A 19,720-nucleotide genomic window follows, 5' to 3' on the forward strand; every position below is an offset into this window, starting at 1 on the left:
ACGCTCCGGTCCATCCGTGTCCGCCCGCTCAGGCTCGCAATGCCTGCTGATCGGGTGTGACGGGAGCCGGCAGCAGGGTCGAACCCGTGAGGTGCTGATCGATTGCGGCGGCCGCCGCACGACCCTCGGCGATCGCCCAGACGATGAGCGACTGCCCGCGCCCGGCATCACCTGCGACGAAGACGCCCTCGGCCGGATTCTGCCACGCAGCGTCCCTGGCAAGGGTACTGCCCTGTGACCGGATGCCCGTTTCCGCAGCCGGCAACTGCGGACCGGTGAAGCCCATCGAAATGAGCACCAGGTCCGCCGGGATCTCCCGCTCGGTCCCCGGGGTGGGAACCCGCCGGCCGTCGACGAACTGGGTTTCGGCAACCTCGACCGCACGGACGTGGCCCGCGTCATCGCCGAGGAAGCGCACGGTCGAGGCCAGGAACTCGCGCGTCCCGCCCTCCTCGTGGCTCGAGGAGATCTCGAAGACGCGCGGCGTGGTGGGCCAGGGCTGTTCGGCCGGCCGCTCGACCGGCGGCTGGGCGCCGATGGCGAGGGTGGTCACGGACTTCGCCTGCTGGCGCAGTGCCGTGCCCAGGCAGTCCGATCCGGTATCGCCGCCCCCGATGACGATGACGTTCTTGCCCTTGGCGTCGATGATGTCGACCTCGTCACCGTGCTGTGCCCGGTTGACCGGCACCAGATAGTCCATCGCGTACTCGACTCCGGCCAGGTCCCGGCCGGGCACCGGCAGATCACGGGGAACCGTCGCACCCGTGCACACGCACACCGCATCGAAGCGCTCGCGCAGGTCGGACCAGGACATATCCGTTCCGATCCGCACCCCGGTGCGGAAGCGGGTGCCCTCGGCACGCATCTGCTCGATCCTGCGGTCGATGGTGGGCTTCTCCAATTTGAAATCGGGGATGCCATAGCGCAGCAGGCCACCGATCCGATCATCGGCCTCGTAGACGACCACGGTGTGCCCCGCCCGGGTCAGCTGCTGGGCACAGGCCAGGCCGGCGGGTCCCGAACCGACGACGGCCACGGTCTTACCCGAGATCCGCTCGGGGGTCTCCGGGCGGACCAGGCCGGCGGCGAAGCCCCGATCGATGATCGTGACCTCGATGTTCTTGATCGTCACCGGCGGCTGGTTGATCCCCAACACGCACGAGTCCTCACACGGTGCGGGGCAGGCCCGCCCCGTGAACTCCGGGAAGTTGTTCGTCGCATGCAGGAGTTTGAGCGCCCGCGGCAGCTCGTCACGGTACATCGCGTCGTTCCATTCGGGGATCAGGTTGCCCAGTGGGCAGCCCTGATGGCAGAACGGGATGCCGCAGTCCATACAGCGTCCGGCCTGCCCGACGAAGGCGGAGTCCCCGAGGTCTGTCGGGATCTCCTTGAAATCGAGCAACCGCAGTGCGACGGGTCGCTTGGACGGCAGTTCGCGGTTGCGAACCTTGAGGAATCCGCGTGGATCAGCCATGAGTAGCCTCCAGAATCTTGTTCCAGGCCTCGTCACCCTCGGGGTCCTGGCCGGAACCGGTGAACATCTGCTGGATCTCCAGCACACTGGCGTAGTCGACGGGAACGAGCTTGGTGAAGCGGCTCATCACGTCCTCGCCGCGTTCGAGCTGGTCCAGCAGTCCGCCGGCCAGCGGGGAATCGGTCCGATCCGCGTGCGCCACGAGGATCTCGCGGATGAACAGCGCATCGGAGTCCGAGAGCGCACTGAGCTGGAATTTCCCGGCCCTCCTGTCCGCCGCGTTGATCCGACCGGGATTGAAGTCCAACATATAGGCGGTGCCGCCGGACATCCCGGCGGCGAAGTTCCGACCGACGGGACCCAGGATCACAGCGGTTCCGCCGGTCATGTACTCCAGCCCGTGGTCTCCGATGCCCTCGACGACTGCGGTGGCCCCGGAATTGCGGACCAGGAAGCGCTCACCGACCTGTCCGGACAGGTAGAGACGCCCACCGGTGGCACCGTATCCGATCACATTGCCGGCGATGACGTTCTCCTGTGGCAGGCCCCGTACTCCGGCAGCGGGCGCCACCGCGATCGTGCCCCCCGACAGACCCTTGCCGACGTAGTCATTGGCGTCACCCCGCAGTCGCAGGGTGATTCCAGCCGGCAGGAAGGCGCCCAGGGACTGGCCGGCGTAGCCATCGAGTTCGACCCTGATGAGGTCCTCGGGAAGGACCTCTGTCCCGCAGGACAGGGTCGCCGTGTGTCCGAGCAGCGTACCGATCGAGCGATCCACATTCGTCGCATGGGCGGTCAACGTCACGGGTTCGCGCGTCTTCAGCGCTTGTTCGACCTCCGCCATGAACTGCTGGTCGAAGTGCTCCTCGATCCGGTGGTTCTGCCCCGTCGTGTGCTTGCGCACCGCGGCGACGGCACCGTCGATGGTGTGCGGGACGTGGAGCACATCGCCCAGGTCCAGTCCCTGCGCCTTCCAGTGCCCGATCGCCCTCTTCATATCGAGACGCTCCACCTGGCCGATTGCCTCGTCGAGGCTCCGGAAGCCCAGTTCGGCCAGATACTCGCGGACCTCCTGGGCGATGAATTCGAAGAAGTTCACGACGAACTCCGGTTTGCCGGAGAAACGCGAGCGCAGTTCTGGGTTCTGGGTGGCCACGCCCACGGGACACGTGTCCCGGTGACACACGCGCATCAGAATGCATCCGGAGACCACCAGAGGTGCCGTTGCGAAGCCGAATTCCTCTGCGCCGAGCAGGGCGGCGATGACGACATCGCGTCCGGTCTTGAGCTGACCGTCGACCTGGACGGAAACGCGTTCGCGCAGCCCGTTGAGCAGCAGGGTCTGCTGTGCCTCGGCCAGGCCCAGCTCCCATGGGGCGCCGGCGTGCTTGAGGGAGTTAAGCGGGCTGGCGCCGGTCCCGCCGTCGTGGCCGGAGATCAGCACGACATCGGCTGCGGCCTTGGCCACGCCGGAGGCGACGGTGCCCACGCCCACGCTCGAGACCAGTTTGACGTGGACCCGGGCCGAGGGGTTGGCCCGCTTGAGGTCGTAGATCAGCTGCGCCAGGTCCTCGATCGAATAGATGTCGTGGTGCGGTGGCGGCGAGATCAGGCCGACGCCGGGGGTGGCATGGCGGGTCCTGGCCACCCAGGGGTAGACCTTCGAGGGTGGGAGCTGTCCGCCCTCGCCCGGTTTGGCGCCCTGGGCCATCTTGATCTGGATGTCGTCGGCCTGCGTCAGGTACAGGCTGGTCACGCCGAAGCGGCCGGAGGCGACCTGTTTGATCGCCGAGCGGCGTTCGGGGTCCATCAGCCGGTCGGCGTCCTCGCCGCCCTCGCCGGTGTTCGACTTCGCGCCCAGGCGGTTCATGGCGATCGCCAGGGTCTCATGGGCCTCTTGCGAGAGTGAGCCGTAGCTCATCGCCCCGGTCGAGAAGCGCTTCACGATGCTGGAGACCGATTCGACCTCGTCCAGGGGGATGGGTCCGTCCGGTCCCGGCTTGAGGTCGAAGAGCCCGCGCAGGGTCATGAGCTCCGCGGCCTGGTCGTCGACCTTCTTCGTGTATTCGCGGAACACGTCCATCCGGCCGGTGCGGGTGGAGTGCTGGAGCTTGAAGACCGTCTCCGGATTGAACAGGTGGGGCGGGCCCTCCCTGCGCCACTGGTATTCCCCGCCGGTTTCGAGCACCCGGTCCTGCAGTCTGGGGTGTTCGCCGGGATATGCCGCGCCGTGGCGCGCCTCGACCTCTGCGGCGACTCCCTGCACGCCCATGCCACCCAGGCGGGCCGAGGTGCCGGTGAAGTAGCGTTCGACGAAATCCTCGCTCAGGCCCAGGGTTTCGAAGGTCTGGGCCCCGTGGTAGGACTGCACTGTCGAGATGCCCATCTTGGACATGATCTTCAGCAGGCCCTTGCCCAGGGCCCTGAGCACTCCGGTGACGGCGGTGGCCTCGTCGATGCCGGGCAGGCGGCCCTGCCTGACCATGTACTCGGCCGATTCCATCGCCAAATAGGGGTTGACGGCCGAAGCGCCGAATGCGATGAGGGTTGCGACGTGGTGGACCTCGCGAACGTCGCCGGCCTCCACGATGATGGAGACCCTGGTCCTGGTGCGCTCCCTGATCAGGTGCTGGTGGACGGCCGAGGTCAGCAGCAGGGAGGGGATCGGGGCGAATTCCGCATTCGAATCGCGATCGGAGACGATGATGAACTGGGCGCCGGCTGCCACTGCGCGGGAGGCCTCGGTGCACAGTTCCTCGATCCGGCGGGCCAGGTTGACTCCCCCGCCGCCGGGCCGGTAGAGCCCGCGCAGCACCTTCGTCGGACTCTGGGCCGAGCGCAGGCCGGCGAACCGCTTGGGGCTCATGTGTTCGAACTTCGCGAGTTCGTCGTTGTTGATCACCGGGTGTGGCAGGAGTACGCGTGCTGTGTGCTCCGGCCCGCCGGAGAGCAGGTTGTGCTCGGAGCCGGTCGAGGACTTCAGCGAGGTCACGAGCTGTTCGCGGATCGCATCCAGTGGCGGATTAGTCACCTGGGCGAAGTTCTGCACGAAGTAGTCGAACAGCAGGCGGGGACGCTGTGCATAGGCGGCGATCGGGGTGTCGGAGCCCATCGCACCCAGGGGTTCGGCGGCGGTGGTCGCCATTGGGCCGATGAGCAGGCGCAGATCCTCCTCGGTATAGCCGAAGGTGCGCTGGCGGCGCTCCACCGAGCTCTGCGGGTGGACGACGTGTTCGCGGTCGGGCAGGTCGGCCAGGTCGATCGCCGCATCGTCGAGCCAGGCGCGGTAGGGCTGGGCCGTGGCGAGTTCGTTCTTGATCTCGGTGTCGGAGATGACCCGGCCGGCTGCCGTGTCGATGAGGAACATGCGCCCTGGCATGAGGCGGCCGCGTTTGACGATCTGCTCGTCCGGCAGGTCGACGACGCCAACCTCGCTGGCCAGTACGATCGTGTCCTCGGTCATCACATAACGGGCCGGACGCAGGCCGTTGCGGTCGAGCACGGCTCCGGCCAGGGTGCCGTCGGTGAACGCGACGCACGCGGGCCCGTCCCACGGTTCCATGAGCATCGAGTGGTATTCGTAGAAGGCCCGGCGCTGTTCGCTCATCAGCGGATCGTTCTGCCACGCCTCTGGGATCATCATCATGATGGCGTGGGGCAGCGAGCGGCCCGACATCACGAGCAGTTCGAGGACCTCGTCGAAGGATGCGGAGTCGGATCCACCCGGATCGACGATGGGGAAGAGCCGGGACAGGTCGCGGTTCGAACCGTCCGACCAGGGGCTGGCCAGTTCGACCGAGGACAGCAGGCTCTCCCTGGCGCGCATCCAGTTGCGATTTCCCCGCACGGTGTTGATCTCGCCGTTGTGGGCGATCATGTGGAAGGGCTGGGCCAGGGGCCAGGACGGGAAGGTGTTCGTGGAGAACCGCGAGTGGACCAGGCCGATCTTGGAGATGAATCGGCCCGACTCCAGGTCCGGGTAGAAGGGCGCCAGCTGGCCGGTGCTCAACATCCCCTTGTATGTCAGGGTGCGACTGGACAGGGAGGGGAAGTACACCCCCGAGTGCTCGGAGCGCTTACGGGTGGCCCAGGCACGGCGCTCCAGCTCCATGGGAGCCGGATTCCCGTGTTCATCGCAGGTCACCGGGATCCGCGGGTCCAGGGCCAGGAATACCTGTTTGAACTGCGGCATTACGGCGCGGGCGCTGCGCCCGACGACGTCGGGGACCACGGGGACGTCGCGCCAGCCGAGGATGCGCAGGCCCTCCTGTTCGGCGAAACTGGTCACCGTCGCCTGGCCCGCGGCCGGATCCGCGGAGTCGAGGAAGGCCGTGCCGACGGCGTAGTGGCCCGGCTCCGGCAGATCGAAGTCGACGACGTCGGTGAAGAAGCCGTGTGGGATCTGGACCGTGATGCCGGCGCCATCACCGGTGCCCTCGTCTCCGCCGACGCCGCCGCGGTGCTCCATATTGCGCAGCGCCGTCAGTGCCTGCTGGACGACCTGGTGGTCGGCCGCACCCCGGTAGCGCACGACCATCGCCAGGCCGCAGGCATCGTGTTCGGCCACGGGATCGTACAGTCCCTGCTTGTCAGGCATATCCGTGAACAAGGGCACAGACGGTCTGGGGTCACCAGTCATAGCACCGTCCTCCAATCACTCGAATCATCTACAAGCGAGGACGGCGCTGTCCCCTAGGTCACATTTTAAAAATGTGGGAGGCCAGGATACAACTATTCGCGTTCATGTCTAATTCACGGTTCATCATTCGGTCTCGAGGACTGCGGCAGACGGTCGACCTGAGGGACGATTGAGATAGCCGAGGTGACGGCTCCGAAAAAGCCAAAAGAACGCTGTCCGAATATCTCGGGGTCCTCTGCCGCGCCGCCGGGAACCTGTGTGGAGCCGCCGGGCTGCAGCATTTCCGGGGTGATCTGCGGCAATGAGGAGGTCTGCGGGCCGAAGCCGACCAGCTCTGGTCCCTGCGCCGCCTGCTGGCGCTCCGCCGCGTCGAGGGCCGCGTCCTCGGCGGCAGCTGCCGCTTTCGACCGCCGCAGGGCCAGGAGCACTCCCGCCAGCACCGCGATGACGAAGACGCATGCGACTATGGCGATCGTCACCGCCGGATTCACCTCCCGACTCCCTCCGCCAGTTCGCGGGCCAAAGCTCCAACGGCCGCCGGTCCTCCACTGCTCAGCGCCTTGACCAGCGCCGAGCCGACGATCACTCCGTCGGCGTACTCGGCGACCTCGGCGGCCTGTGCGGCGCTCGAGACCCCCAGGCCAACGCACACGTGGGCAGCGCCGGCCGTGCGGACCCTGGCGACCAATTCGCGGGCGTGCGTGTCGACGCTGCTCCTGGTGCCGGTCACACCCATGGTCGAGGCCGCGTACACGAAGCCGCGGTGGGCTCCCACGATCGTGGCCAGCCGCTCGGTCGTCGAGGACGGCGCTGCCAGGAAGATCCGGTCGAGATCGTAGGCGTCGCTGGCCGCGGTCCAGGCGCCGGCCTCCTCCGGGATCAGGTCCGAGGTGACGATGCCGGCGCCGCCGGCGGAATCCAGATCGCGTGCGAAGTTCTCCACCCCGTACTGCAGCACGATGTTCCAGTAGCTCATGACGACGGCGGTACCGCCGGCCTCGGCCACCGCTTCGACGGCGCGGAACACATCGCGCGTGCGCACTCCGCCGCGCAGCGCGGCCTCCGAGGCGGCCTGGATGACCGGTCCGTCCATCCCCGGATCCGAATAGGGCATCCCGACCTCGACGATGTCGACCCCGCCGGCGACGAGTTCGCGAACCGCCTCCAGTGAGCCCGGCACATCGGGGTAGCCCACCGGCAGGTAGCCGATCAGGCCCGCGGTGCGGCCGGCGGCCCTGGCCGCGTCGAGGGTCTCGGCGGTACGCCGCCCACGGTGGGTCGGACCGGCGGCGCCTTCGATTGGCGTGCTCATAGCTGCTGTGCTCCTTCGTCGATCAGGTCGAACCATGTGGCAGCGGTCGTCATGTCCTTATCGCCGCGCCCGGAGAGGTTCGCGACGATCACGGCGTCCGGACCGAGCTCCCGGCCGACCTTGAGGACGCCGGCCAGGGCGTGTGAGGACTCGATGGCCGGGAGGATTCCCTCGGTGCGGGCCAACAGCCGCATAGCGTCCATCGCCTCGCCGTCCATGATCGGGGCGTAGGTCGCCCGACCGGTTTCGAACAGATGGGCGTGCTCGGGGCCGACCGAGGTGTAGTCCAGCCCCGCGGAGATCGAATGGGACGGCAGGGTCTGTCCGTCTTCATCCTGCAGCACATAACTGGCCGCGCCCTGCAGCACTCCGGGGCGCCCACCGGCGAACCTGGCCGCGTGACGGCCCGATTCGATGCCCTCGCCACCGGCTTCGAAGCCGTAGAGACGCACCGTGGGTTCGTCGATGAAGGCGGAGAACAAGCCGATCGCGTTCGAGCCGCCGCCCACACAGGCGCAGACGGCGTCGGGCAGGCCCCCGGTGATGGCGGCCAGTTGTGCCCTCGCCTCGGTCCCGATGACCTGCTGGAAACTGCGGACCATCGCCGGGAAGGGGTGCGGGCCAGCGGCGGTGCCGAGCACGTAGTGGGTGTCCTCCACATTCGTCACCCAGTCGCGCATGGCCTCGTTGATCGCGTCCTTGAGCACCTTGGTGCCCTGCTCGACGGCGACCACCTGTGCGCCGAGGAACCTCATCCGGGCCACGTTGAGGGCCTGGCGCTGGGTGTCGACATAGCCCATGTACACGGTGCATTCGAGGCCGAACAGGGCCGCGGCGGTGGCCGTGGCCACCCCGTGCTGTCCCGCCCCGGTCTCGGCGATCAGCCGCGTCTTGCCCAGGCGCTTGGCGATCATAGCCTGGCCGATCGCATTGTTGATCTTGTGGCTGCCGGAGTGGTTGAGGTCCTCGCGTTTGAGGAACACCCGGGCACCGCCCGCATGCTGAGCGAACCGCGGAACCTCGGTGAGCAGACTGGGCCGGCCGATGTAGTCCAGTTGCAGGCGCTTGAGCTCGGCCTGGAACTCATCGTCGACCAGGGACTTCTGCCAAGCCTCTGCGATGTCGTCCAGGGCCGGGACGAGGGCCTCGGGGATGAACCGGCCGCCGAAGTCCCCGAAATACGGGCCACTGGGCAGAGTCGGCGCTGGCACGGTGTCTGACATGGGAGTCACTTTCCTCAGTTGATGGTGGGGGCGGGCCCTGGCGTCCTAGCCGTGCGACGCCCGGGCAGCGGCGGTGAAGGAGGTCACTGCCTCCGCCGGTTCGCCCGCTTTGACCAGGGCCTCGCCGACGAGCACGAGGCCCGCACCGGCTGTGGCGTAGGCGGCGACGTCTGCAGCGGTTCTGACCCCGGATTCCGCGACGAGCACCGGGCCGGTGGGCGCGAGTGCCGCCAGGGGCGCGAATCGTCCGGTGTCCACGCTCAGATCCTTGAGATTGCGCACATTGACCCCCAGCAGAGCGCCGTCGAGGTCCAGTGCGGAGGCCCTGTCGATCTCCTCGGGCGTATGCGTCTCCACCAGTACGGTCAGGCCGAGTTCGCGGCCCAGTCCGTAGAGATGGGACAGTTGGTCGTCGCTCAGCGCGGCGACGATCAGCAGGAGGAGGTCGGCGTCGTGGGCGCGTGTCTCATAGACCTGGTATTCGTCGACGACGAAGTCCTTGCGCAGGATCGGCACGTCCACCGCTGCGCGCACGGCGTCGAGGTCGGCCAGACTGCCGTGGAACCTGCGGCGTTCGGTCAGGACCGAGATCGCGGCGGCGCCCCCGCGCGCATAGGCCGCTGCCAGGGCAGCCGGATCGTCGATGACCGCAAGGGCGCCGGCGGACGGGGAGGCGCGTTTGACCTCGCAGATCAGGCCGGGCCCGGGCCGCAGGATCCTGGCGGGGCCCCGGGTGAGCGCACGGGCGCGGACCTCGGCCAGACCGAGGTCCGCGCGGCGGGCTGCAAGATCGGCGCGGACGCCGACGATGATGTCGTCGAGTACCGTCAACGCAGCCGCCCTCAGCGGTTCAGCGTGTGGTGGTGGGGCTTGGCGCCCAAACCGGCCTTGCTCAGGATGTTGCCCAGCACGAAGCCCACGACCAGGATGATCGCACCGGCCCAGAAGACGGGCCAGCTGAAGATCAGGTTGCCGATCACGCCGACGATGGTGCCGATGAGCATGATCGTCGTGCCCGTCCACCCGGCGATGGAGTGGCCCTCTCCCGGGTCCTGGATCGCCTCGTAGTCGATGCTCGACTTGTCGAGGTCCGTTGCACCGTTGCGGGTGGCCAAAGCTGACATCATTCCTCCAAAGAATTACACAGGGGTCTACGGGGTCATTATTTCACGCGCCGCTGCAGAAGCGAAAAGCCGGGCGCCGAATGTGGACCGATCAGTCCCGCTCGCTGGGATCGTCGCCACGGCTCAGGGCGTCCCAGGTGGCGGCCGGATCATCGGGGTCCGAGCCCACCGTCGTGCGCTCATAGCGCGAACTGGTCTTCCAGGTCCGGGCCGCAGCACAGACCCAACCGGCGGTCCCCGCTGTGAGCAGGCCCAGGACGAGTCCCGCCCAGGGCCACGCGGTGGCGCCGCTGGCTGCGAGCACGGCGATCGCCTCGGCGGCGAAACCCAGGCCCGCCAGGCCCGCCAGTACGCCCATCACCTGGCGTCCGAAACCGCGCAACAGGGCCAGCAGGAGTGCGCACACCGCCACGATCGCAGCACAGGCGATGAGCAGCGGCGACGTTCCGGCTTGGCTGGTCGAGGTCCCGGCCACCCCGGCGATGGTCTGCGCATTGTCGACGACTGCCGGTGTCCAGGGCCGACTCGCAACGATCCACATCAGTCCCGCCGCCACCAACAGCGCCAGGACCCCCCTGCCCTTGGTCATACGTCCTCCTGCAGTCCTGCTGCCGCCGCGGCCGCCCGCAGCACGGCGGCGGCCTTGTTCTGTGATTCCTCGTATTCGGCCTGCGGCACCGAGTCGGCGACGACTCCACCACCGGCGTAGACGTGGACGAGGCCCTGTCTGATGACTCCGGTGCGGATTGCGATCGCCATATCGAGGTTCCCACTGAACGAGAGATACCCCACAACCCCGCCGTAGAGGCCACGGGCGACCGGCTCGAGTTCGTCGATGATCTGCAGCGCCATCGGCTTCGGAGCCCCGGAGAGGGTGCCGGCGGGGAAGGTCGCGCGCAGCACGTCGATGCCGGTCAGCCCTTCGCGCAGGCGGCCCGTGACGGTCGAGGAGATGTGCATGATGTGGCTGAAGCGCTCGATCTCCATGAACTGGGTGACGTCGACGCTGCCGGCGGCGCACACCTTCGACAAGTCGTTGCGGGCCAGGTCGACCAGCATCAGGTGCTCGGCACGTTCCTTCTCATCGGCCAACAGCTCGGCCGCCAGCGCCGCGTCCTGGGCACCGGTGGCACCGCGCGGCCGCGACCCCGCGATCGGGTGGGTCGACAACAGGCCGTCGGCAACGGTCACCAGCGCCTCGGGAGAGGAACCGACGACCGCCAGCGACGGCCCATCGGGCACGGGGATGTCCATCAGGTACATATACGGGCTGGGATTGGTCCGGCGCAGGGCACGATAGACCTCCAGGGGATCGGCGGGGCACTCCGTGGTGAAGCGCTGACCGATGACGACCTGGAAGATGTCACCGTCGACGATCCGGCGCTGGGCCTCGCGCACGGAGTCCAGGTAGTCTGCGTGGGTGGTCGTCGTGGTCACGACCGGGTCCGCCGGGCTCCACTGGGAGATGCTCGCCGGCAGCGGTGCCCGCAGATCGTCCAACAGTCCGTGCAGACGTTCGACGCCGCCGGCGTGGGCTGCCTCGATGCCGGTGTCCAGCCCGTCGACGTTGATGACATTGGCCACCAGTGTCAGCTCGGAGGTGTAGTGGTCGAAGATGACCACGTCTCCGGGAATCGACAGGCTCAACAGCGGCATCGGGGCATCGGCGGCGGGCCCCGGTCCCAAGCGCTCGAAGCGCCGTACCGCATCCCAGCCCAGATACCCGACCAGGGAGGAGATCATCGGCGGCAGATCCGGATGTGGCTCGCTGCGCAGCACGCGCAGCAGCTCGTCGGCGGCGGCGACCGGGTCCCCGGACGTCGGCGCGCCGGTGGGCACCGTGCCCAGCCAGACGAGTTCACCGCCGGCGTCGGCCGTCAGCGTGGCCACCGGGTTCCGGCCGATGAAGGAGTACCGGCTCCAGGCGCCGTGCTGGGCCGACTCCAGCAGGAATCCGCCGGGCCGGCCGTGCGCGATGCGCCGGTAAATGCTCAGAGGGGTCTCCGAATCGGCCAGCACCGTGGTGTAGACGGGCACGACTCGGTGCTCCCGCCCGCTGGCCCGAAAACCCTCGAGATCAGGCGTGATCCGCATCGATACGCCTCCCCGTGAAGCAGGTGGCCGTGCCGGTGTGGCAGGCCGCGCCCGTCTGCTCCACTTCGAGCAGTACGGTGTCGCCATCGCAGTCGACGCTGATCCGGCGCACGTGTTGGACGTGTCCCGAGGTCTCCCCCTTGACCCAGTACTCGCCGCGGGAGCGCGACCAGTAGGTCGCCCGGCGGGTGGCCAGGGTCCGGCGCAGGGCCTCGGCGTCCATCCAGGCCAACATCAGCACGTCGCGGGTGCCCGCCTCCTGCACCACTGCCGGCAGCAGGCCGGCCGAGTTGTAGGTCAACGACTCCGGGTCGAATGCCTCCGGGTCCGGGCCGGACTCCCCCACAGTGTTCATCTGACCTCGATCCCCTCTGCCCGCAGCGCGTCCTTGACCGCTGCAATCGTCATATCGCCGTAGTGGAAGACGCTGGCCGCCAGGACGGCGTCGGCCCCCGCGTGGACTGCGGGGGCGAAGTGTTCGATCCGCCCGGCGCCACCCGAGGCGATGAGCGGGATGTCGACCCTGGCACGGGCGGCGCGGATCAGCTCCAGGTCGAAACCGGCCTTCGTGCCATCGGCGTCCATACTGTTGAGCAGGATTTCGCCCGCCCCCAGTTCGGCGGCCCGGGCGATCCACTCGAGCGCGTCGCGCCCCGTGCCGGTGCGCCCGCCGTGCGTCGTGACCTCGAAGCCGCTGGCGGTCGGCGCAGCGCCCGCCGGCACACGGCGGACATCGGCGGAGAGCACGATGACCTGGTCTCCGAACCGGCGGGAGACCTCGGTGAGCAGGGCCGGACGGGCCAAGGCCGCGGTGTTGATCCCGACTTTGTCGGCGCCGGCCCGCAGCAGCCTGTCGACATCGGCCACGCTGCGCACGCCGCCGCCGACGGTCAGCGGGATGAATACCTGTTCGGCGCAACGGGCGACGATGTCGAGGGTCGGGCTGCGATCGGCCGAGGAGGCCGTGACGTCGAGGAAGGTCAGTTCATCGGCGCCCTCGGTGCCGTAGCGCCTGGCCAGTTCGACGGGATCCCCGGCATCGCGCAGGCCCTGGAAGTTCACTCCCTTGACGACGCGTCCGGCATCGACGTCCAAGCACGGGATGACCCGTACCGCCGGCATTACAACCCCAGCCCGCGGTAGCGCTCAACGCGCTGGAAGAAGCGCCGCGCGGGGTTGATCCGCATCAGTTCGATCAGTTCGTACTCCAAGGTCTGTGCGATCCGCTGCACGAACTCGCGCGGCTCGGCTGCGGCATCGGGGCGTTCCGCGACGATCCGATCGACGATTCCATTGGCCAGCAGCCTATCGGCCTGGACCTGCTGGGCCTCCGCCATTTCGGCCGCGTGCGCGGTGTCGCGGTGGACGATGGCCGAGGCCCCCTCCGGCGGCAGCGGGGAGAGCCAGCCGTTCTGTGCGGTGATGACCCGGTCGGCCGGGATCAGGGCCAGGGCTCCACCGCCGGAGCCCTCGCCGAGGATCACGGAGACGGTGGGTGCCTTGAGCGTCACGAGGTCGCCCAGCGACCGGGCGATCTCCCCTGCCAGGCCGCCTTCCTCCGCACTCTGCGACAGGGCCGCGCCGGGCGTGTCGATGACGGTCACCAGCGGTACTTTGAGCTCCTCTGCGATCGCCATGCCGCGCCGGGCTTCGCGCAGGGCCGCAGGGCCCATGGGAGAGCGCGAGTTCTGCCGGTACCGGTCCTGGCCGAGCACGATGCACGGGGCGTCGCCGAACTTCGCCAGGGCCAGCAGCAGGCCCCGGTCCTTCTCGCCCTGGCCGGTGCCGTTGAGCGGCAGGACGTTGTCTGCCGCCATGCGCAGCAGATCGCGGACCCCGGGCCGCTCGGGATTGCGGGAGGCCGTGATGACGTCCCAGGCGGAGGCGGCTGGTGCGCCGGGATCCGGTGCGGTGTCCGGTTCCGCAACCGGCGCCGGAACCTCCTGGCTGGCCAACAGCACGTCGAGTGCCCGCGAGGCGTAGGCGCCCAGCCGGTCGGGGCTGAGCACGGCGTCGACGAGTCCCTTGCGGAACAGGTTCTCCGCCTTCTGCACGTTCTCGGGGAACTTCTCACCGTAGAGCTCTTCGTATACGCGTGGCCCCAGGAACCCGATGAGGGCTCCCGGCTCCGCCGCGGTGAAGTGGCCCAGCGAGCCCCAGGAGGCGAACACCCCGCCGGTGGTGGGGTGGCGCAGGTAGACGAGGAAGGGCAGTCCGGCGGCGCGGTGGGCTTTGACCGCCGTGGTGATCTTGACCATGGACAGGAAGGCCAGTGTGCCCTCCTGCATCCGCGTCCCCCCGGAGGCTGGGCCGGCCAACAGCGGCAGCCCCTCCGCCGTGGCCCGTTCGATCGCCGTGACGAGGCGTTCGGCCGCCGCCACGCCGATCGAACCGGCCAGGAACTTGAACTCGCAGACGACCAGCGCCACCCGGCGCCCGTCGAGCAGGCCCTCGCCGGTGAGCACCGCCTCGTCCTCGCCGGACTTGCGGCGGGCCTCGGCCAGATCCGCGGCATAGGACTCGCTGATCCCGGCGGCCGGGGTCACCGGGGCGGTGTCCCAGCTGATGAAGCTGCCGTCGTCGACGACCTCTGTGATGAGCTCTCGGGCGCTCAGGCGCTGTGCCATCTGCGTGCCTCCTAGGGGTTCGGGGTGGTTACTGCCGGATCAGGCGTCGAGCCAGCTGCGGATCGCCTGGGCATTGGCATCGAGCAACGGCGGGGCGGTGTGCGCCAGCCGAGTGGTTTCGACCTCGGCGCCGTCTTCGACGTCGAAGAAGCGCAGCGGCGAACCGGGCAGCGCGACCTCGCCGAGGACCGGGTGGTCGACCGTGACCTTGAGGTGCTGGGACAGCGCCTGCTCCCACTCGTAGACCTCCGGAATGGTGCGCACGGTACCGGCGGGGATCCCCGCTTCGCCCAGCTTGGCCAGCAGATCCGCCGCGTTCCAGGAGGCGAAGGCGGACTCCACGACCTCGATCACGGCTTGGCGATTGGCCACGCGCTCGGCGTTGCCCGTCATGCCCTCGGCCTGTGGGTCGAGGTCGAAGGCGGCGCAGAACTTGGCCCACAGGTTCTCATTGCCGACCGAGATCTGCACAGCTCCGTCGGCGCAGCGGAACAGCCCGTAGGGGGCCAGCGAGGGATGGTGGTTGCCCTGCGGTTCGGGGGTCTCCCCGGCGATCGTCGCGCGGGTCCCCTGGAATGCCTGAACGCCCACGATGCCCGCGATCAGCGAGGTCCGCACGATCTTGCCGCGGCCGGTGCGCTCGCGTTCGAGCAGGGCGGCCAGGGCACCGAGCACGCCGTGGATGCCGCCGAGCAGATCGGCGATCGGCACGCCCACCCGCTGCATGTCCTCAGGCCCGGGGCCGGTCACCGACATCAGGCCGGCCTCACCCTGGGCGATCTGGTCGTAGCCGGCGCGCGCGGCCTCGGGGCCGTCGTGGCCGAAGCCGGTGATGGAGACGATGACCAGCCGCGGGTTGAGTTCCATGCAGTGCGCGGTGGAGAAGCCCAGCCGGTCGAGTACGCCGCCGCGGAAGTTCTCGATCAGCACATCGGCGCGCTTGATCAGCTCCGTCAGGGTGCTGTGGCCGTCATCGCTCTTCAGGTCGAGGGCGATCGACTCCTTGTTGCGGTTGCAGGAGAAGAAGTAGGTGGCCTGCGGATCGTCCTCGGGGCCGACGAACGGGGGCCCCCAACGACGCGTGTCGTCACCACCCTTGGGATTCTCGACCTTGATGACGCGCGCGCCCAGGTCGCCGAAGATCTGGCCGCCGTGCGGTCCCGCGAGGGCGCGGGACAGGTCGACGACGGTGTAGCCGCTCAGCGGCAGGCCAGGCGCCCCGGTGGGCTGTGTGTCCGGCATTGTGTCTCCTTCTGTGAATCGGTTGTCAGGGTCTCCCGTGGACATCCACGAGTCTACGCAACTCCCGGCAGGCCTCCTGTGCCCGTTCGCCCTCCGATACCTGGATCGCGTGCAGGGCGAAGGTGGTGCCGTCGCCCAGGTCGAGGACCGCCCAGGGCGAGGTCCCGGCCGGGTGCATGTGCACGCCGACGATGGCGGTCCAGGGGACGGTCCTGGAGGAGAAGAGGTTGCGCACGTGCAGCCCATCGGGATATGCGCGCACCCGGATCGCCCCAAGGCGCCAGATGATGAGTCCGAAGGCGAGTCCCAGGTAGTTCATCCAGACGATGTCGAAGACGTGCCAGCTGCGCCAGCCGATCGTCTCGAGGTAGATCGACAGCGCGGCGAACGCCAGCGTCGTCGCCGGCGCCAGGATCACGGTGAGCGTGCGCACGATGCGCGGGCGCACGCTCAGTAGCGGCTTAGATGCGGCAGGCACCGATGGAACTCACCAGGATCGCGCGGGCACCCAGATCGTAGAGCCGGTCCATCACCGCGTGGACGTCGTCGGCGCGCACCATGGCCCTGGCCGCCACCCAGCCGTCCTCCTCCAGGGGCATGATGGTGGGGCTCTCCAGGCCGGGGGTGATCTCGGTGACCTCTGCCAGGCGGTCCGCCTGGACGTTGTAGTCGACGAGCACGAAGGCGCGGGCGACCATCACCGATTCCATCCGCCGCAGCAGGGTCTGCGCGGCCGGGGCGGGTTCTCCGTGGGAAATCAGGATCCCCTCCGAGGCCAGCAGCTCCTCGCCGAAGATCTCCAATCCGGCCGTGCGCAGCGTGGTGCCGGTCTGGACCACATCGGCGATCGCATCGGCCACGCCCAGCTGGATCGAGACCTCGACTGCCCCGTCGAGGGTGACGATATCGGCTGCGATCCCCCGCTTGTCGAGGTCGGCGCGAACGAGTTCGGGATAGCTCGTGGCAATGCGCTTACCGGCCAATTGAACCGGGTCGGAGAAGCGGCCCTCGGGCCCCGCGTAACGGAACCAGGACTTGCCGAACCCCAGGGGCAGGACCTCCGTGGCGTCGGCCCGCGACTCGGCCAGCAGATCGCGGCCGGTGATGCCGATGTCCAGCACTCCCCTGCCGATGTAGATCGCGATATCGCGGGGCCGCAGATAGAAGAACTCGATGTCGTTGCGCGAATCGACGTGGACCAGGGTCTTGGAGCTCTTGCGCAGGGAATAGCCGGCCTCGCGCAGCATCTCGGTGGCCGATTCTGACAGGGTGCCCTTATTGGGCACTGCGACTCGCAGCATGGGTGGCCTTTCGGTGTGAGGAACCGGGCGGGGATCGGCCCGGTGGGTCTGGGACTGGACGGCTCGGCGGGTCAGAGCACCCGGTAGACGTCTTCGAGGGTCAGCCCACGGGCCAACAGGATGACCTGCAGATGGTAGAGGGCCTGGGAGACCTCGCCGGCGAGTTCCTCATCGGTCTCGTATTCCGCGGCCATCCACACTTCGGCGGCCTCCTCGACGATCTTCTTGCCGATATGGTGGACGCCCTGGTCGAGCTCTGCGACGGTTTTCGAGCCCGCCGGACGTTCTTTTGCCTTTGTCGCCAGTTCCGCGAACAGTTCGTCGAAGGTTTTCACGCTTTCAGGGTAGTACAGTGCGTGCCCGGATTCAGTCCCGGCCCACTTCCTGAGCCGGGACCGCCGGGTGGCTGATGGTCTGGTGTGTCCGCTTGGCCCAGTCCCTGATACCGACGATGACCATGATGAAGAACAGCAGGTAGACGGCTCCGGAGAAGACCAGCCCGCCCATGACCGCCAGCGGGATGCCCACCAGGTCCACGGCCAGCCAGACGAACCAGAATTCGACGATCGCCCGGCCCTGTGCGTACATGGCGACCAGGGAGCCGATGAAGATGTAGGCGTCGGGATACGGATTCCACGACCAACCGCCCCAGGCCAGGACGAATCCGAAGGCCGCGGTGCCGACCACCAGGGCCGCCAGCAGGCCGATCCGCTCACCCCAGCCTGCCCACCTGATGACGACCTCCCCGGTATCCTCACGTGATTTCCTCCAGCGCGACCAGCCCCAGACCGCGGCGATGACGATGACGACCTGGCGGGAGGCATTACCACCCAGATGCGCGGAGATCGAGGCGCAGAACAGGAGTACCGATCCGATGATCTGCACGGGCCAGGACCACAGATTCCGGCGCAGGGCCAGCCACACGGTGGCCAGTGCCAGGATGTTGCCGAAGAAGTCGGAGACGGGCACGGGCTTGCCCAGGAGGTGAAACAGCGGGGCGTTGAGCCAGGTGAGGATTTCCACCGGATCAATGTACCGCGTTTGCAAAGGCGGGCGTATCGCGGACCGGAACCCGGGCGCTACTGCGACTTTCGCGGGATATGCTGTGGGAGCATCGGCCCCATCACGAATCACGGCATGACGGAAGGCTCCATATGTCCCAGCCACCCCAGTTCCCCACGCAGGGGTCCAATCCCCAATGGTCGACCGGTGCACCGGGCAGCGGCCCCGCCGACGACTACGTCAGCGGCCGCTACGGTGTGCCCCAGGCTCCCCGGCCGGCTCCCGAACCGGAGACCATGGTCATCCCCGGCCTCGGTGCCGCGCCGCTGCCTGGCCCGCTGCCGGCTCCGCCCAGCCCACCGGAGGACGAGCAGAGGGCGAAGCGCAAGCGCCTGCTGCTGATCGGGGTCTTCGCGCTCGTGGCGGTCGTGCTGATCGCCAGCGGACTGGGCTACCTGTTCGGCCACGGCGACCGGAAGCCGCAGGCGGCCCAGCCGGCGGCCGGCGCCCACTCGGATTCCGCTGCGGCGCCAGACGACGACGCCGCACAGGACGATTCCGAGAGCACCGAGATCGACGATGCGCTGCGCGCCGACGTCGAGACGGCTGTCAACGACCGGCTGCGCGAGTGCATGAAATCCCATGCCGGCCGGCCCAAGGGCTGTCCCCAGGAGATGACCGCCACGGACTGGGCGCTGGCGGGCAAGCCCGTGCCGGCCGGCGAGGAGATCCGCAGCGGCGTCGATCAGGTCAACCAGTGGTCGATCAACGGGCTGCCTGATTACGAGATGCGTCGCAGCGGGAACACCGTGACGGCCTCGGTGCGCGGGCTCGACGGCCAGGCGACCTATCCGAACAACGATGCGGAATCCGAATACGACTCCTCATCGTCGTTCACCCTGGACTTCGACGCCCGGGTCGACGTGACCGGCGGCAATGTCGGTGAGGTGGCTTTCACCTCGAGCAACACCAGCTTCTCCGGTTACTGAGGGTTCCGAATCAGCTGTGCGCGGCGTGTTCTGCCGCCGCGCGCAGCCCTGCTATCGCCGCGGCCCTGTCATCGGCCCCGTAGACGGCGGAGCCTGCCACGAGCACATCGGCGCCGGCCTCGACGACGCGGTCGATCGTACCGGTTGAGACACCCCCGTCGACCTGCAGGCCGATCTGCAGGCCGGCAGCGCTGATCGCCTTGCGCAGCCTGCGGATCTTCGGCAGGCACACGTCGAGGAACTTCTGTCCGCCGAATCCCGGTTCGACTGTCATGATGAGGACCTGGTCGAACTCCCCCAGCAGATCGATGAACGGTTCGACCGGCGTCGCCGGCTTGAGTGCGATCGAGGCCCGCGCGCCCAGTCGGCGCAGCTCTCGGGCCAGCCGCACGGGGGCGGCCGCGGCCTCCGCGTGAAAGGTCACCGAGGCGCAACCCAGCTCCGCATACACAGGAGCGTTGACATCGGCATCGGTGATCATCAGGTGCGCGTCGACCGGGATCGGGCTGGCCGCGATAATGCGTTCGACCACCGGCGGGCCGAAGGTCAGGTTCGGCACGAAGTGGTTGTCCATCACGTCGACGTGGGCCATATCGGCGGTGGAGATCGCCGCGAGCTCGCCGCGCAGGTCGGAGAAATCGGAGTTCAGAATGCTGGGATTGATCTGGATTCCCATTGCGGGGCCTTTCCTGG

General features: G+C 68.3%; 19 protein-coding genes. 1 reads left to right on the forward strand and 18 read right to left on the reverse strand.

Annotated features, from left to right (window positions below):
• Positions 1-28 precede the first annotated feature (28 nt).
• From NQ034_RS00385 to NQ034_RS00465, 17 genes are all read right to left on the reverse strand, one after another.
• Positions 29-1,474 carry a glutamate synthase subunit beta gene (locus NQ034_RS00385; protein ID WP_257046411.1) on the reverse strand — a complete coding sequence of 482 codons (1,446 nt, stop codon included), beginning with the start codon at positions 1,472-1,474 and terminating at the stop codon, positions 29-31.
• On the reverse strand, positions 1,467-6,113 hold the full coding sequence (gene gltB, locus NQ034_RS00390; RefSeq protein WP_373456812.1) for a glutamate synthase large subunit: 4,647 nt from the start codon (positions 6,111-6,113) through the stop codon (positions 1,467-1,469). Before gltB ends, NQ034_RS00385 begins: the two co-directional genes overlap by 8 nt.
• Before the next feature lie 113 nt (positions 6,114-6,226).
• Positions 6,227-6,592: a hypothetical protein gene (locus NQ034_RS00395; protein ID WP_257046413.1), complete on the reverse strand. Its 366-nt coding sequence runs from the start codon at positions 6,590-6,592 to the stop codon at positions 6,227-6,229.
• 8 nt (positions 6,593-6,600) lie between these two features.
• Entirely contained in the window at positions 6,601-7,425 is an 825-nt protein-coding gene (gene trpA / locus NQ034_RS00400; RefSeq protein WP_257046414.1) for a tryptophan synthase subunit alpha, read from the reverse strand.
• Complete coding sequence (trpB, locus tag NQ034_RS00405) at positions 7,422-8,648, reverse strand: tryptophan synthase subunit beta (RefSeq protein WP_257046415.1); 1,227 nt, start codon at positions 8,646-8,648, stop codon at positions 7,422-7,424. The genes trpA and trpB overlap by 4 nt, the downstream gene beginning before the upstream one ends.
• 45 nt (positions 8,649-8,693) lie before the next feature.
• Positions 8,694-9,479, reverse strand: coding sequence for an indole-3-glycerol phosphate synthase TrpC (locus NQ034_RS00410; protein ID WP_257046416.1), 786 nt, complete (start codon positions 9,477-9,479; stop codon positions 8,694-8,696).
• A gap of 11 nt (positions 9,480-9,490) precedes the next feature.
• Positions 9,491-9,775, reverse strand: a complete 285-nt coding sequence (locus NQ034_RS00415; RefSeq protein ID WP_257046417.1) for an HGxxPAAW family protein — start codon at positions 9,773-9,775, stop codon at positions 9,491-9,493.
• 88 nt (positions 9,776-9,863) lie between these two features.
• On the reverse strand, positions 9,864-10,361 hold the full coding sequence (locus tag NQ034_RS00420) for a Trp biosynthesis-associated membrane protein (protein ID WP_257046418.1): 498 nt from the start codon (positions 10,359-10,361) through the stop codon (positions 9,864-9,866).
• On the reverse strand, positions 10,358-11,809 hold the full coding sequence (gene trpE, locus NQ034_RS00425; RefSeq protein ID WP_373566571.1) for an anthranilate synthase component I: 1,452 nt from the start codon (positions 11,807-11,809) through the stop codon (positions 10,358-10,360). Before trpE ends, NQ034_RS00420 begins: the two co-directional genes overlap by 4 nt.
• Before the next feature lie 40 nt (positions 11,810-11,849).
• On the reverse strand, positions 11,850-12,221 hold the full coding sequence (gene hisI / locus NQ034_RS00430; RefSeq protein WP_257046420.1) for a phosphoribosyl-AMP cyclohydrolase: 372 nt from the start codon (positions 12,219-12,221) through the stop codon (positions 11,850-11,852).
• Positions 12,218-12,988: an imidazole glycerol phosphate synthase subunit HisF gene (gene hisF, locus NQ034_RS00435; RefSeq protein ID WP_257046421.1), complete on the reverse strand. Its 771-nt coding sequence runs from the start codon at positions 12,986-12,988 to the stop codon at positions 12,218-12,220. The genes hisI and hisF overlap by 4 nt, the downstream gene beginning before the upstream one ends.
• Complete coding sequence (locus NQ034_RS00440) at positions 12,988-14,493, reverse strand: carboxyl transferase domain-containing protein (protein ID WP_257046422.1); 1,506 nt, start codon at positions 14,491-14,493, stop codon at positions 12,988-12,990. Before NQ034_RS00440 ends, hisF begins: the two co-directional genes overlap by 1 nt.
• Before the next feature lie 39 nt (positions 14,494-14,532).
• Positions 14,533-15,735, reverse strand: a complete 1,203-nt coding sequence (locus NQ034_RS00445) for a CaiB/BaiF CoA transferase family protein (RefSeq protein ID WP_257046423.1) — start codon at positions 15,733-15,735, stop codon at positions 14,533-14,535.
• A 25-nt stretch (positions 15,736-15,760) separates the two neighbouring features.
• Positions 15,761-16,213 carry a PH domain-containing protein gene (locus NQ034_RS16335; protein ID WP_257046424.1) on the reverse strand — a complete coding sequence of 151 codons (453 nt, stop codon included), beginning with the start codon at positions 16,211-16,213 and terminating at the stop codon, positions 15,761-15,763.
• The gene (hisG, locus tag NQ034_RS00455; protein WP_257046425.1) at positions 16,197-17,036 is read right to left on the reverse strand and encodes an ATP phosphoribosyltransferase; all 840 of its coding nucleotides are present in this window, start codon (positions 17,034-17,036) and stop codon (positions 16,197-16,199) included. The genes NQ034_RS16335 and hisG overlap by 17 nt, the downstream gene beginning before the upstream one ends.
• Positions 17,037-17,107: 71 nt before the next feature.
• A complete protein-coding gene (locus NQ034_RS00460; RefSeq protein ID WP_257046426.1) occupies positions 17,108-17,371 on the reverse strand; it encodes a phosphoribosyl-ATP diphosphatase in 264 nt (87 codons plus the stop codon).
• Between the two features lie 31 nt (positions 17,372-17,402).
• Complete coding sequence (locus NQ034_RS00465) at positions 17,403-18,059, reverse strand: nicotinamide mononucleotide transporter family protein (protein ID WP_257046427.1); 657 nt, start codon at positions 18,057-18,059, stop codon at positions 17,403-17,405.
• A 131-nt stretch (positions 18,060-18,190) separates the two neighbouring features.
• On the opposite strand from NQ034_RS00465, the gene NQ034_RS00470 reads away from it, so the two are divergent.
• On the forward strand, positions 18,191-19,027 hold the full coding sequence (locus tag NQ034_RS00470; protein ID WP_257046428.1) for a hypothetical protein: 837 nt from the start codon (positions 18,191-18,193) through the stop codon (positions 19,025-19,027).
• A gap of 10 nt (positions 19,028-19,037) precedes the next feature.
• Here the strand turns inward: NQ034_RS00470 and rpe are convergent, their stop codons facing one another.
• Positions 19,038-19,703: a ribulose-phosphate 3-epimerase gene (rpe, locus tag NQ034_RS00475; RefSeq protein WP_257046429.1), complete on the reverse strand. Its 666-nt coding sequence runs from the start codon at positions 19,701-19,703 to the stop codon at positions 19,038-19,040.
• Positions 19,704-19,720 lie beyond the last annotated feature (17 nt).

Origin of the sequence: Brevibacterium moorei, from assembly GCF_024580735.1 — a bacterium.
Classification (GTDB): domain Bacteria; phylum Actinomycetota; class Actinomycetes; order Actinomycetales; family Brevibacteriaceae; genus Brevibacterium; species Brevibacterium moorei.

What these genes read in the sequence shown, in the direction of transcription:
- NQ034_RS00385 (WP_257046411.1), bottom strand. Translation starts at nt 1,474, where the DNA reads ATGGCTGATCCACGCGGATTCCTCAAGGTTCGCAACCGCGAACTGCCG.
- gltB (WP_373456812.1), bottom strand. Translation starts at nt 6,113, where the DNA reads ATGACTGGTGACCCCAGACCGTCTGTGCCCTTGTTCACGGATATGCCT.
- trpA (WP_257046414.1), bottom strand. Translation starts at nt 7,425, where the DNA reads ATGAGCACGCCAATCGAAGGCGCCGCCGGTCCGACCCACCGTGGGCGG.
- trpB (WP_257046415.1), bottom strand. Translation starts at nt 8,648, where the DNA reads ATGTCAGACACCGTGCCAGCGCCGACTCTGCCCAGTGGCCCGTATTTC.
- NQ034_RS00415 (WP_257046417.1), bottom strand. Translation starts at nt 9,775, where the DNA reads ATGATGTCAGCTTTGGCCACCCGCAACGGTGCAACGGACCTCGACAAG.
- NQ034_RS00420 (WP_257046418.1), bottom strand. Translation starts at nt 10,361, where the DNA reads ATGACCAAGGGCAGGGGGGTCCTGGCGCTGTTGGTGGCGGCGGGACTG.
- hisI (WP_257046420.1), bottom strand. Translation starts at nt 12,221, where the DNA reads ATGAACACTGTGGGGGAGTCCGGCCCGGACCCGGAGGCATTCGACCCG.
- hisF (WP_257046421.1), bottom strand. Translation starts at nt 12,988, where the DNA reads ATGCCGGCGGTACGGGTCATCCCGTGCTTGGACGTCGATGCCGGACGC.
- NQ034_RS00440 (WP_257046422.1), bottom strand. Translation starts at nt 14,493, where the DNA reads ATGGCACAGCGCCTGAGCGCCCGAGAGCTCATCACAGAGGTCGTCGAC.
- NQ034_RS00445 (WP_257046423.1), bottom strand. Translation starts at nt 15,735, where the DNA reads ATGCCGGACACACAGCCCACCGGGGCGCCTGGCCTGCCGCTGAGCGGC.
- hisG (WP_257046425.1), bottom strand. Translation starts at nt 17,036, where the DNA reads ATGCTGCGAGTCGCAGTGCCCAATAAGGGCACCCTGTCAGAATCGGCC.
- NQ034_RS00470 (WP_257046428.1), top strand. Translation starts at nt 18,191, where the DNA reads ATGTCCCAGCCACCCCAGTTCCCCACGCAGGGGTCCAATCCCCAATGG.
- rpe (WP_257046429.1), bottom strand. Translation starts at nt 19,703, where the DNA reads ATGGGAATCCAGATCAATCCCAGCATTCTGAACTCCGATTTCTCCGAC.